Origin of the sequence: Pedobacter sp. G11 (genome assembly GCF_003860265.1) — a bacterium.
GTDB lineage: Bacteria > Bacteroidota > Bacteroidia > Sphingobacteriales > Sphingobacteriaceae > Pedobacter > Pedobacter agri.
The window spans coordinates 3,901,081-3,914,616 of the sequence record NZ_CP034190.1 but is presented as its reverse complement, the minus strand read 5'-3'; the positions used below and the strand labels follow the sequence as shown (position 1 = coordinate 3,914,616).

The 13,536-nt window shown below is 38.5% G+C and carries 9 protein-coding genes; 1 reads left to right on the top strand and 8 read right to left on the bottom strand.

What is annotated here, in order from left to right:
- The first annotated feature begins 232 nt into the window (after positions 1 to 232).
- Positions 233 to 1,006 carry an IclR family transcriptional regulator gene (locus tag EA772_RS16820; RefSeq protein WP_124914222.1) on the top strand — a complete coding sequence of 258 codons (774 nt, stop codon included), beginning with the start codon at positions 233 to 235 and terminating at the stop codon, positions 1,004 to 1,006.
- A gap of 97 nt (positions 1,007 to 1,103) precedes the next feature.
- Here the strand turns inward: EA772_RS16820 and EA772_RS16815 are convergent, their stop codons facing one another.
- The 8 genes from EA772_RS16815 to EA772_RS16780 all read right to left on the bottom strand — a co-directional run bounded on the left by EA772_RS16815 (position 1,104) and on the right by EA772_RS16780 (position 13,433).
- A complete protein-coding gene (locus EA772_RS16815) occupies positions 1,104 to 3,278 on the bottom strand; it encodes an amylo-alpha-1,6-glucosidase (RefSeq protein WP_124914221.1) in 2,175 nt (724 codons plus the stop codon).
- Between the two features lie 59 nt (positions 3,279 to 3,337).
- Positions 3,338 to 4,927 carry a sodium/solute symporter gene (locus EA772_RS16810; protein ID WP_124914220.1) on the bottom strand — a complete coding sequence of 530 codons (1,590 nt, stop codon included), beginning with the start codon at positions 4,925 to 4,927 and terminating at the stop codon, positions 3,338 to 3,340.
- Positions 4,928 to 5,255: 328 nt separating this feature from the next.
- Positions 5,256 to 6,341, bottom strand: coding sequence for a Gfo/Idh/MocA family protein (locus EA772_RS16805; protein WP_010603118.1), 1,086 nt, complete (start codon positions 6,339 to 6,341; stop codon positions 5,256 to 5,258).
- Positions 6,342 to 6,453: 112 nt separating this feature from the next.
- Complete coding sequence (locus EA772_RS16800) at positions 6,454 to 9,042, bottom strand: right-handed parallel beta-helix repeat-containing protein (RefSeq protein WP_246833979.1); 2,589 nt, start codon at positions 9,040 to 9,042, stop codon at positions 6,454 to 6,456.
- A gap of 58 nt (positions 9,043 to 9,100) precedes the next feature.
- Complete coding sequence (locus tag EA772_RS16795) at positions 9,101 to 9,976, bottom strand: sugar phosphate isomerase/epimerase (RefSeq protein ID WP_124914219.1); 876 nt, start codon at positions 9,974 to 9,976, stop codon at positions 9,101 to 9,103.
- Positions 9,977 to 9,982: 6 nt separating this feature from the next.
- Positions 9,983 to 11,503, bottom strand: coding sequence for an acetylxylan esterase (locus EA772_RS16790; RefSeq protein ID WP_124914218.1), 1,521 nt, complete (start codon positions 11,501 to 11,503; stop codon positions 9,983 to 9,985).
- On the bottom strand, positions 11,500 to 12,636 hold the full coding sequence (locus tag EA772_RS16785; protein ID WP_124914217.1) for an exo-alpha-sialidase: 1,137 nt from the start codon (positions 12,634 to 12,636) through the stop codon (positions 11,500 to 11,502). Before EA772_RS16785 ends, EA772_RS16790 begins: the two co-directional genes overlap by 4 nt.
- Positions 12,637 to 12,767: 131 nt before the next feature.
- Positions 12,768 to 13,433 (bottom strand): DUF3826 domain-containing protein, encoded by a 666-nt coding sequence (locus EA772_RS16780; protein ID WP_124914216.1) that lies wholly within the window; start codon positions 13,431 to 13,433, stop codon positions 12,768 to 12,770.
- Positions 13,434 to 13,536 lie beyond the last annotated feature (103 nt).

The following is a 13,536-nucleotide window of genomic DNA, read 5'->3' as shown; positions in this document are numbered from 1 at the left end:
TTGGTTATCATCACAAAATATCAATTAAAATTATCTCCAAAATCAAACTAATAAAGCCTGAATTATTTATTAACTTTAATTTTTATGTGTAATTCAAATATAAATATTTTTTTTAAATATGAAAACATATTATCTTGTATAAAATTATAGAATGTGTTCTAATCGCTAAATAAGAAAGCATTTTGTATGTTTGAAATTGTAAAAAATACGCTACGACCAAATTTAAACCTGTATGAACGAAAAGGAATCAAAATATCAAGCGCCAGCCTTAGATAAAGGCCTTGATATATTGGAATATTTATCCGCACAATCCATTCCCCTATCTCAAACTGAAATTGCTATCGGTATTGAAAAAACACCGAACGAAATCTACCGCATGTTAATGAGTTTGGAGAGTCGTGGATATATTTTGCGTGATGAAGTTTCGGGTAAATACAGGCTTTCTTTAAAGCTTTTTTACCTATCTCACAGGCACTCGCCGATGGATGAATTGCGTAAAGCTGCTCAATTTCCATTGGAAGAATTGTCAAATACCATACGTCAATCTTGCCACTTGAGTATTTTGTATATGAACCAGGTGATGGTGATTATCCATGCCAAAAGTCCGGGGCCGATTGCGCTTTCTATTGAGGAGGGAAATCTTTTTCCATTGCCTTTAACTGCTTCTGGCAAGGTTTTGTTGGCTTACATGCCAGATGCGGAACGCAATGCAACTTTGAGAAACAACGCTATTTTTAAGAAGTATCCTAAACCACAACAGGAAGATTTTATTAACTCTTTAGAGGATATTCAGAAAACAGGTTCATATGTTAAAAACAGTGATTCAGTTTCGGGTGTAACTGATATTTCTGTTCCTATCGGAATTGGGGGCAACAACGGCATTATTGCTTGTTTAACCATTTCAATGTTAAATGCTTTAAATGCAGATAAGGCGATCGAAAATGATGTGATTCTTGCCGAAGCAAATAAATGCGTTAAAAAAATTGAGCAAAGGATTGGGGTTTAACCCCCAACCCCTAAAAGGGGCTTTTGACTTTCTATAGTTTAGCCACCTATTTTAAAATAACCAGCTACAATTTCCATTTTGCTTTTCAGCTCCCCCTTTAGGGGGTTGGGGGGTTATATTTTACCAAATATTCCTTACCCTTTTCTATCCTTATTTCATAAGTTCCTTTTGAAATCTCTTTAACTTCTGCGCCTTTAACAGCTGGTTTCGATTTACTTTTGATTTTAAGCGTACCAGTTCCAACTGCTGAACGCACTTTGACTTCTTTCTTGTTCATGTAAACAGAAATATCGCCATTGGCAGTCGGCACTTTACCTTCCATCCATTCTAAACCACCTAAACTTGGCTCAATGGTATAAGTTTCGTAGCCTGCGGTCACCGGACTTACGCCAAGATAGTATTTGCCCAATAAATAAATCGGACTAGCACCCCAGGCATGGCATAGACTTTTTCCATAAGGGCGGCCATACATTTCCAAATGTTCCACCCCTTGTTTATCAGGATTATATTCTTCCCAGAATGATGTAGCCCCAAGTTTTAACATCCCGCCCCAATAGTTTTTCATTTCTTTTAATACATAGGACTGTTCGCCCATAGCGCATAATGCTTCTAACTCGTAAAAACGCATGTAAGGTGTAGTAATTTTAGCTACCTTATTATTTAGCAAAACATTAGTTTTTACGCCTAATTTTTGTTCAGGCGTAAAATAATTGAAGAAAATTCCGAACATATTTGCATAGCGGGTAACGTTATCGGTTTGCTTATCGTTAATTCTGCTGTGGACCAAGGCATTTTTACTCTGATTCCAGTACAGTTCGAATATTTTAGCTTTAAGCTCTTTCGCCTGCTTGTCGTATCTGGCAGCGCCATCGGTATCATTTGCCAGTTTAGCACACAGCGCCATCGTTTCTAAACTTCTGGAATATAACAATTGTTCGAAACTCACTTCGCCATCTTTGCTGAGTTTATCAGCCCAATCAATAAAAATCCAATCGCCTGGCATCCATTCCAGCAAACCGTTTTTGTTTTTTCTGCCATCAATATAAGTCATAAGCGATTGCATTCTTGGATAAATATCCTGTACAAATTTTTGGTCGCCGGTAAACTTATAGTAATCATAAATCCCTAAAAACCAATAAAAAGAGTAATCCATAATGGTATTGATGTGCGCAGTTACCGGGTCTTTACCACGCTGAGCAAGTAAAGTTCTTTTTACAGTTGGCGCATCGAAAAATGAATAATAATTCATCAGATAACTTTGATAAGCATCACCACTCCAAACCCAACGGTCGCGTTTTATTCCATCAATAAAAAACTCACGCGTGTTTAAATGAAAAGTATATTTTGCCACATCATAAATTTTGTTCAGTTCCGCATCTGATGATTTGAAACTTCCACGTTCCGTTACAGGCGCATACTCGTAAAGCATGGAAACAGAATCTACGGAAACACCACCATTAGCTTGGTAATTCACATAGCGGAAAGCCTTGGAAAGTGGCATAATTGAATCTTTTTTCTGAGCCAAATCGATATCCAAATGGTCTAACGTTTCACATTTATCTGTTGATGAAGCTTCCTCGGGAGATTCTCCATAATAGAGACTTGCTCTTCCCTTTCCTTTTAATCCATGCAGCTTAATAAAGCCAAAGGTTTCTCTACCGAAATCGTAAAGGGCTCCAGCTTCTGCTTTCTTTTTGGAAACTGCCTGTAGTGGTTTTGTAGGTAACTTAAATTGCGATGGCAACTTTGTTGGGTCGGTTAAATTCCATGAACCAGCCGTTACAAAAGTGGTCCCAGATTTGTCTGAAACCTTACCACTTTGGTCAATCCATTCCTTATCTTCAAAAGTGGTTAACCAGGTTTCATCTGAAACCACAGTTTTTCCCTGCACAAAAATTGCAGGAACTGCCCCCTGGCTATATACTTTTAAGCTTAGCTTATGTTTTCCGGCAGGGATATTAACAGTTTTCGGAAAACCTGAAACGGCCTGACCATCAATTTTTACGTTGTAAGTTCCCTCCACAAAAAGTTTAACTTCTTCAGGTTGGGTCAGTGAAAATTCTTTATGAAAATCGACCAAAACATAATGGCTATCCATTTTCCAAAATACCGGAAAAAACGAACCGCGTTCCGTTCGGCGGTTTTGCATCACATTACTCATATAGATATCGAAATCACCAGGATACCAAATCCAGGATGCCTTTTGGGCAAAAGTTGGAAGAGAAAAGCAGCTAAAAAGCAGTAGTAAAAGTATTTTGTTAAAGTTTTTCATAATATCTGATTAAAAAGTACTGAATAGAGATGGCTTCGTGCCCCGCAATGACGTAAATATTAATGCCCGTTAAAGAAAATATAAAGGCCAATCATTACTAAGGCTAGAGCTGCCCACGAAACCCAAACCATTTTATCTGGTTTTTCGATATTGGATTGATGCGCTTCGTTTATTGTATAAATGCTTGGCGACCTATCCAATAATGAAATTAACATGGCGATGGCCAATAATCCTGCAAAAATGTAAAAGGAAAGCATTAAATAGTGCGGCCAAAATGTGTATTCACTTGATGGTAAAATCCATAAGTAAGTTACACCTACACCCAAGCTTAGAATCGACCCAACCGAAAGCGTAAAATTAACGGCTTTTCGGGTTGTTCTTTTCCAGAAAACAGTTAACAGAAACACAACTGAAAGTGGAGGTGCAATGAAACCCAAAACTGACTGAAAGACATCAAATAGGTTTAGTCCCTTAATATTATCAATTGCCAGCACAACTATGACTGCAAAAATACAACCGGCTACTACTGCCCATCTACCAATACGGATTATCTGCTTATTGCTAGCCTGAGGATTGATTTTCTTCACATAGATATCCATCGTGAAAACGGTGCTCAACGAGTTTAGCGAAGAACCGATGGTTCCAACCAAAACCGCGATTAAAACCACGATAACCAAACCATTCATCCCCGGAGGAAAAAGACTGGTCACCATGGTCATGTATGCTTCGTTCGGGTCTTTCAGATTTGGAAAGAGCACATAGCAAAGTATTCCCGTTCCGATAAATAGCGGCAAGGAAAGAATTTTTAACCAACCGATAAAGCTTACGCCTAGTTGACCTTGTTTTAAATTTTTTGCACCCAAAACAGACTGAACCATAGATTGGTCTGTACAGAAAAAGGCTACTGCGGCAACCGGATAACCCAGTAAAATGGCATACCACGGATATTTTGGGTCGCTGGCGGGTTGAATTAAATTCCAAAAATGGTGTGGCGTTTTAGCATATAAGGCTGAGATTCCGCCTACTTTATTTAAGCCTAAAAGCATTAACGAAAGCGAAACCGCAATTAACAGTATCATTTGGAAAACATTCACTTTAGCAATAGCTTTTAATCCACCAAAAAAAGTAAACAATCCTGCGAAAGCGACTAAAACTGTTACAGATTGCCACATCGGGATTCCTAAAATCTGGCGGACTAAAAAACCTCCTGCGAACAATCCAAGCGATAACCAGGATATTAAAATTTTCACAAGCGCATACCAGGCCAAGATATTTTGTGTAGAATCGCCATAACGATTTCCCATAAACTCAGGCATGGTACTCACTTTCGCAGCCAGATATTTTGGAGCAAAAACAATCGCCAGCAGGAATAAAAAGATAAAGGCATACCAGTCGAAGTTTACAGCAACGATACCCGTACTGTAGCCGATACTCGCAAATGCCAGCAACATAGACGGACCAACATTGGTACCCCACATGTTAAAACCAATGCTCGACCAGCCCAAGGATTTATTAGCCAAGAATAAAGTTTCATCTTCGCTATTCTTTTTCGAGAAACTGGCTCGATACCCAATGATGACTAAAATAACCAGGTACGCCACTACAATGAGGTAGTCTAAGCTGGTTAATCGTTCTACAATATTGTTCATTTTAATTTGGTTAGTACTGTCCTTGCCGGACGGGCTTTTTTCTTTTGACAACAAAAGAAACAAAATTGCCGGCTTAAAATTTTTGTATTAAAGTTTCTGGATAGGCCTTGACAATGCATCCCCAAAAATTTGTTAGGCCGGTTGAGAGTTTAACGTAGAAACTGTGCTTTGGCCCTTCTAGGCGCACCCGTCATTGCGAGGAACGAAGCAATCTTAATGCGCCAATGAATAGCAATAGTTTTAGGACTGCTTCTTACCTCGGATGACGGTCTTTCTTACTTTTATTTCACACTCATTCCGTGTTCATTCGTGTTTCCGTGGCAATAAATTACAAGCCTATTGATTCCCTGGTAATATTGTTGGCTTTCAAGATATCATCAATTTTAACCGGCAAACCGATTTCCATTGATTTATCCATCGCTTGCAATAGCGCCACTGTTCCAATTCCCTCTTTTAAATCAGGATAAGCCGTAAATTTATTGTTAATGCTATCAGCAAAATAATCCAGGTAGTTCTGGTATTCTCCGGCGTGATGGCTTTGCCCCTCGAAACGGAAATAATGTTTCAGGGTAGCATCGCCCCAGGTAATAATTTTTTCCTCTCCTGTTTTAGTGGTTACAGAATAACGCAACTCGTGGTAATCAGCCTGGCTTGCACCCTCTGTTCCGCGGAGAATACAACTCATTCCACTATCGCGACTTGCAGGTTGCGTAGGGCCTGTATAAGCACCGCTTACACGAGCAATTCTGCCATCTTTGGCCTTAAAAATAAAATGCATTGTATCCTGGTTTTTTATTCCGGCTTTTAAACCGTTAGCACTCAACATTCCGTAACCCATCACTTCTTCAATATCGGGCATGTACCAACGAATAAAATCTACAGGGTGACTTAAACCACCATATAACCATTTAAAAGACTGTTTTAGCGACCAGCCTTTCTCTAGAAACCAGCGATGGTCGGCATGGTAATAACTTTCTATGGTAATTAATTCGCCGATTAATCCTTTATCAAAATCTTTCTTTTGACGCATTGCAGGTTCAAAGAACCGTGAACTTTGTCCTACAAAAATCTTTTTTCTCGATTTTTTAGCCAATTCCAAAAGTTCATTTGCCTGCGATAAATCATCAATAAAAGGTTTAGTACAAACCACATGTTTTCCATGCAAAAGCGCTTGTTTAATGTGCTCAAAATGCATATGGTCTGGCGTGTAAATCGCAATCATATCGATTTTATCACTGGTTAACATATCTTCATAATTGGTTGTCCAGTTTTGGAAATCGAATTCCAAAGCACGTTCTTCGCAAAGCTTTTTATTGGCATCACAAATTTGAATGAGCTTAAATTTTTTGCTCGCCAATGATGCAGAAATTGTACTTCTGCCCTCTCCTAAACCTAAAATCCCTAATCTTAACATGATATTATTTTTTAATTTCTTTAAGTCGCCATTGCGAGGAACGAAGCAATCTCTATTCTCTAGTGAATAGCCTTAATTTTAAGATTGCTTCGTGCCTCACTAGGACGAGTGTCTATTCTATCGGTTTGAAAAACACCCAAACCTCATCGGCTTTCGTGCCTTCAATCCCTTCCTGATATTTTTTCATTATTGCATTCCATTCATCTACCTTAGGATTATTCAAGGTAGTTTTCGGATTCAAATCATCTAATTTTTTCCCTTTCGGGATACTAATAATCAGCATTAATTGCCTATCCTTTTTGAAAATTGCCAGGCGCTGAAATTCTGCATTGCAAAATCCTTTTGATATTTGCGGCCATTTCTCAAATTGCGTTTTATGGTAATCCAGATATTCATTCTGCATCTTTTCATCATCAACTAAATTGGCCGATAAAATGATGTTATCCCATTCTGATACGGGTTTATTTCCACAATTTTTTTCACGGGTAAAATCGTAAAAAAGATTATCGTAAAGCTTAATTTCTGAAGCATTTAACCGTTTCAAAGTCTGTTGCAAACTCTCTACTTTCAAACTAGAAGTATAAATCACCAGGCGACTATTCCATTTGTAAATTGAGCTTGCCAGCAGATTATTTTCCTTTGCAAAAACTTCCAGGCTTTTATCTGCAGGCAGCTTATTATCTTTAAAAATCAATTCAAAAACAACCGATTTATCTTCCGACAGATTAATTCCACGATTAGCATAAACGGCTTTCTCTTTTAACAGATGCTGAAATGGCTTTTCTAAACCTGCCCTTTGCTTAATCTCCTGAGAAACTTTTGGGCCGTTATTATCCCACAAATTATCTGGTCCGTTTGCATTTTGAAGATATTTTTCACTGGGTGTCCAATTATTTTTTATGGTAAAATAAGACGAACCCTCATCCGTGTAAAGATAAAACCAATGCTCTGGAAGATGGGCATAAGGCGCCTTATAAATGCTATCCACTACATTTTCTGTGATAAAGGATTCAGGTTGAGCTGATAACGTGTAAATCCCAGCCACATCATACATGTGTTTTCCGTAATGATGTATTTTATTTGCGCTGATGGTATTGTTCTTCATCGCATTTTGGGTTTTAGTCCAACCCCAGCCCATGCTGATGCCTGAATATGAAACATCGCTGATTTCGTTATGCAGAATTTTTATGCCCTGAACGTAACCTGCGCCAATGCCTACTGCACCCCAATCTTCATTGGTTACATCGGTAATGAGGTTGTTTTCAATTCTATCATTCGTTGAAATTTCTCTTTTATCTGATGGATGGTAAGGCAGGTGAACTTCGGTAGCTTCATCAGAAAATGTTCCGATTAGGATTGCCGAACCGCCAATATCTTTGAACAAATTACCCTTAACAACATTGTCTGAAGTTCCTTTTTTATAGTCTAACCCTGTTGAGGCGAGGTGCTCAAAACGACAATTTTCAAAAAAAGTATGATTGGCATAGGTTATTTCAACAGCTGATGCAGGTCGGCCAACCCAAGCCTGATTTTCCAAAGCGGCTTTATCGGGTGTTCCCGGAGTTTTAAGTTTGTAGGCATCAAGCATATACATCCCCGCCTGATGAGGAACATGACCAAATTTAGATGGCCTTAACCAGGTTGAATGCGCAAACGATACGCCCTTAAAATTTACAAATGAGACAGGATTGTCAATCGTTCCCTCTATTTTTAAGAGATTTTCGATTGACGGTACTACCACATCAGCGTTAAGCATATTTTCTGATGGTTTCGGCCAATAATAAAGTTTATGATTTTTTAAATCTTCAAACCATTCTCCTGGTTCATTCAAAAACTGGATGGCATTGGAGAGATAAAAAGCTGAGTTGCCTGTTTTATCTGAAATCCATGGAGCAGGCCAAGGATGCTCTGACTGAATTCTGCTTTCAGGCTGCATAAAAGAAAGTTCAGCTTCATTTCCAACTACTGTGACAGATTTAACTCGAAGATTTGCAATTGCCCACCACTGGTGAATGAGCATTTCAATGCCTTTTATATTTGCTAAATTGATATTCTTTTGTAACGGGATTTTGCAGGTTTGCGTTTCTTTATTCCAGGATAAAATCCTACCCATAGCATCACCATTGTAGTTTTTAGCTCGAGTAGCCTTATTGCCATTCACCCAAAGCTGACGAAACAACAAATCACTTCCGTCGAAATTTGGAATATCAGCAACCCAAACCTTTCCTGTTGATTCTTTTGGCAAACCAAGGGTTGCTCCTGTAAGTTTTTTCCAGCCAGTAATATTTATTCCTCCGCTTAAAACAACTTTTTCTGTGGCAACAATTTCGGTCGGGCTATCCTTTGTACCTGAATCTTCAGGGCGAAGCACCACAGGCTCGAATAGTTGATAAACACCTTTATCAATGATAATCTTAATCCCACCCTTTATAGAAGCATCATTTAAACGCCTCAGCTCGCGGGCTTTTCTAATTGCCGCATGGAGTGTACCAAGCGGTTTATCTTTATTTCCAATATTAGTATCAGAACCATTTTTTGCGACATAAATATCTGCTGCATCTGCTTGAAAGTGTAAGAAATTCAAAATCACCAACAAACCAAAAAATAAGCTGAATTGTCTTATTACTGGAGACACAAAAAGTGGCAAAAGGTAATTTTTCCAATTTGCATGCTGCATTCCTATAGTAATTTGTCTCTCCATATTCTGTCTAATAAGATTGCTTCGTACCTCGCAATGACGAATTTGCAATTTGAAAAACTTATTTCAGATAGCTGGTATTGGCACTGAAATTATATTTTACGTTTGTTGGCTGAGTGGCATCCCTACTTCTTTCTACAACTAGCCAGCCTTTCCACCCCATGTCATCAAGGGTTTCTTTTACCTTGTTCAAATTGATTTTAGGGTCGTTTTGTAACCAAACGCCATCTTCATTGGTTGCATGGATTTGAACAATATTCTTACGACCTAAAATTTTTAGCTCCTGATGTAAATCTCTACCATTTTTAATCGCATTGGAGAAATTGAAATAGCTTTTCACATATCTGGAACCAATTTCTTTTAATAAATTTAATTCACCTGTTGCATCTAAGGATGTTTCAATTCCAATCACGATACCCGCTTTTGAAGCCATTTTTCCAGCCACCTTTAATCTTTCTACAATAGGTCCACGTAATTCAGGGTTTTTGACTAAATCTCCTTGAACACCCAAAGGAAGAAAAACCACTTTCAAGTTCATTGCCGTTGCGGTGTCCAAGCAATCCTGTATCATTTTTTGATAAGTTGGTCGCGTTGCAAAAGATTGTGCGTAAAATCCCGTCATCGCCAGGGAACAAATTTCGAGGTTTAATTCTTTGGCTTTATCTAAATACTCCTGTCTGATTTTTGAGTCGGCCAGTTTATTATCAAACGTTTCCCTGTTGCCCAAACCTCCCATATCAATTTCCAAACCATCGGCACCAATTTCTTTGGTTAATGGTAGCGCACTAATTTTCTGACGTTTTAAAATCATCAAATCAATGACAGCAATTTTATACCTATTCTTTTTCTCTGCAGCTAAAAGCAATTGATTAGGGATAAATAAAGCACCTGCAAGTAAAGTAGCATTTGTAATAAAGGTTCTTCTGTTTTGTTTCATGCTTTCTTATTTCATTGCCGATAATGGAAATAATTTCTCCAGATTTTCGAATCCCATCACTGCATTTTTAGGTAGCTTTTCGCCTTTATCGCCAAAAACATATAAGGCGTTTTCCTTTTCTATTGTAACTTTACTTTCATCATATTTGCCGGCTTTATCCTTTACGGCGGCAGCATTTAGCTTGAAGTTTTTGATTAAAAAATCGTACAATGCAATGCGTTTGTTGATACCGAAATCGTGTTTTTCATCAGGAAGATGAACATTTTCAACCTTATCTTTCACACCATAATAACCATACATTTTTTGCAAATATGGAAAATCATGTTGTGGCGTGTGAGCCGTCCAATCGCTCCCGTCGGACACCAATAATTGTGGTCGTGGAGCAGCCATTGCAGCTAATTCTACATTATCCGTTCCGCCGCCGCACTGATGAATTGGCATCCCGCTTTCGCAAGGGCAACCACCATAAAAGTATGAGGACATGGCCACGACTGGTGCACTTAATTTAATTCTATCATCCATTGCCGTCATTAAAATGGAATGACTTCCGGCACCTGAGCCACCACTAATCCCAATTCTGTTGATATCAGTTTCATTTAATGAAGAGAAATAATCTAAAATTCTTATTCCACCTAAAGTTTGAACTGTTTGGGCTAAACTTCTTCTATGGTCTTCATACTTAAACTGGAGCATAGATTCTCCCCAGGCAAATAAATCGTAACTGAAAGCCATGGCTCCCATTCTGGCAATTGTTGCACAACGAAGCTGACAATCAGCTCTGTATCTTTGTTTCTCCCAATGTCCATCAGGACTCAAAATCACAGGAATTTTTCCTTTTGCAGTTAGCGGCTTATATAATGAACCATTAATCCATACACCAGGTAAAATCTCTAGCGCAATATTCTCTACAGAATAGCCATCGAAAATTCTTTTAGCTGTGATAATCGGCTTTGAATTAACCTTCGCTGGCAACGGAGATAACAACAAGGCTTTGTATAATTCTGGCTTAATTTCCGTTTTGCGTTTTTCCCAACTGGCCTTGTCGTGGTATTTTGTTGCTAAAGTATCGAGATAAGCCCAACCATCCTGAACTTCCCAACGGTAATATTCATACTCTTTTAGTTTATAAACACTTGGCTTCTCTTTGTTCACTTTCATATCCAAAGGCGTGAGCACGTTGGCTAGCGTTTCATCCACATTGGCACGAAAACGCCAATCGGCATAGTTTACCCATTTATCTTTTACTTGAGGTTCTGAGTATTTAATCTGAACCTTGAAACGCGTTTGAATTTCTTTTAAAACATCTACGAGAGGTTTTTTGTAAAGATTATCGGAGTTTTGAGTTTGTGCAGATAGGTTGCATACAGATAACAAATAAATAGTAAAAAGTACACCAACATATTTGAACAGCTCCCCGGGAATTGAATAGCCAGACTTCAAATAGCTATAGCCAATTGACTCCTTCGAGTGCAACGGCTTCGTACCTTGCAATAACGACGAGCAGAAAAAACGCTTCATATTTCTCATGGTTCTTCGTTCTTAGTTTCCGTAATTACCGGAGCGGTATAACCATTAAGCTTCGGCCAAACACCATTTTTAATTTTTTTCAATTTTAACTTCGATGGGTCTACAACCACGTGTTTGATTTTTTCTCTTCTCCAGGTGTAGATGAAATGCAACATACCATCAGAAGTTTGAATAACAGCCGGGTATGAATACTGGCTAATTGGTGAATCCTCTAAAATTAACGCGGCTGACCAGTTTTTCCCATCTTTTGATACAGAAACATTCAACGGGGTTCTTGGTCCTTTAGCTAAATCGCCTGGAGGCAAAACATGGTTATAAACCAGCACATGGCGACCATCTTTCATCGTTACGGCATCCGTTCCGGAATTGTTATTGGGTAAAGAGGTTTTAGTCAATGGAGACCAAGTTTCACCATTATCTTCCGACCAGGATTCTACAATTGCCCGGTTTGCTGTTCTAGCTAAAATTTGAAGTTTACCATTTCCATGCTGTAAAATACTCGGCTGAATAGCTTTAATACCATTTTCTGGTAGCGGGCCAACAGTGCGCCAGGTTTTGCCATTATCTTTTGTTACCTCGAAATGAATCTTCCAGCCATTGCCTTCTTTACTCGATGGTGCGAAAAGATTTCCGTTACTTAATAAAACCGGCTTATTTTTAACAGGTCCGATATAACCATCTGGCAATTTTGTCGCTTCAGACCAGGTAATTCCACCATCTTTTGAGGTTTTCATTAAGCCCCACCATTCAGATGGTTTCGGTCCGATTTTGTAAAACAACAATAAATCCCCGCCCGGTACCTGATATAATACCGGGTTCCAGGTGGGTAATCTTTTACCATCAGGCTGAATGCCGTTTGCCACGGGAACCGGCGCTAACCATTTGCCATCAATAAAACGGCTGATGTAAATTTCTACATCAGGATTTCGTTCTTTAGTGCCTCCAAAAAAAGAGGCTACCAAACCGGTTGGTGTTTCGGCAATGGTTGCTGAGTGACAAGATGGAAACGGTGCTTTATCGTAAAGAAACTCCTGTTTTACAACGCCTGTCTGCCATTTTTCAACCTGAGCTTTAGCGTTTATGGTAAGTGCAATAGCAAGTCCTAGTGTAATGTATATTTTTCTTTTTAACATAATTATATTTAATCAACTATATAAACAGTCATCATCAAGAGGCACGGAGCAACCTCAGTACGGTCGCTACAAAGTTATAACAGTAAGATTGCCTCGTGCCTCGCAATGACGAAGAGACGAAGCAAAACGCTTCATTGCTTTACCTTATTAGCCTTTTCTTCTTTTATCTTTTTTGTGTAGGCACTATAAAGTGCTCTCCAGCTGCGTCCGTTATTATTTAGCATTTGCTCTGATTTCGTTTTATAAATCTCAAAGATGGCCGAAATCTGTTTCATGTTTTTATAATCGACAGCTTGTTCTCGAGCTTGCTTCAAAAAAGCCAAAATTTTCGCCTCTTCATCGGCAGTTAAATCAGGAACAATAGCCTTATAACCTTTCATTGTGAAATCAACCTTAGCAATCGTGTATTTATCTAAAATGATTTCTACTTGTTCTGGCGATAAATTTTTCTTTAAGCCATCCATTAAAGCCAGATGAACGGTTGTTGGAATTGCTGAATCAGCAATAATCTGCTTATCTAAGTCACTTAATTTATTTCCCGTAACCGGATTAATTCCATCAGGTACCGTTGAGGATGGGTGCGAATTATGCCAATCTCTAATCGTAGTTAGATGAACAGCAATAACATTTTCAACTGCTGACTTTTTTGTTGCATCATTTAAGTTTAATGCTGAAACCCATTCTTTCGATTTTGTTAATGCTTCTTCTGACACCACAACATCTTTCGTTTGGCTGAATACATTTACCGTGGTGAGCAGTAAGATGAATAGCGTTAGTGGTTTTAAAATCTTTCTCATAATTGTATTTTAGTTTTTCGTCATTGCGAAACTGATTTTTATCAGTTGAAGCAATCTCTTTTAATAAGATTGCTTCGTGCCTCGCAATGACGGCTAGTGTAAC

Bases quoted from the DNA above. Each gene is read 5' to 3' on its own strand.
- EA772_RS16815 (WP_124914221.1), bottom strand. From the start codon at position 3,278: ATGAAAAACTTTAACAAAATACTTTTACTACTGCTTTTTAGCTGCTTT.
- EA772_RS16810 (WP_124914220.1), bottom strand. From the start codon at position 4,927: ATGAACAATATTGTAGAACGATTAACCAGCTTAGACTACCTCATTGTA.
- EA772_RS16795 (WP_124914219.1), bottom strand. From the start codon at position 9,976: ATGAAACAAAACAGAAGAACCTTTATTACAAATGCTACTTTACTTGCA.
- EA772_RS16780 (WP_124914216.1), bottom strand. From the start codon at position 13,433: ATGAGAAAGATTTTAAAACCACTAACGCTATTCATCTTACTGCTCACC.
- EA772_RS16800 (WP_246833979.1), bottom strand. From the start codon at position 9,042: ATGGAGAGACAAATTACTATAGGAATGCAGCATGCAAATTGGAAAAAT.
- EA772_RS16790 (WP_124914218.1), bottom strand. From the start codon at position 11,503: ATGAGAAATATGAAGCGTTTTTTCTGCTCGTCGTTATTGCAAGGTACG.
- EA772_RS16785 (WP_124914217.1), bottom strand. From the start codon at position 12,636: ATGTTAAAAAGAAAAATATACATTACACTAGGACTTGCTATTGCACTT.
- EA772_RS16820 (WP_124914222.1), top strand. From the start codon at position 233: ATGAACGAAAAGGAATCAAAATATCAAGCGCCAGCCTTAGATAAAGGC.
- EA772_RS16805 (WP_010603118.1), bottom strand. From the start codon at position 6,341: ATGTTAAGATTAGGGATTTTAGGTTTAGGAGAGGGCAGAAGTACAATT.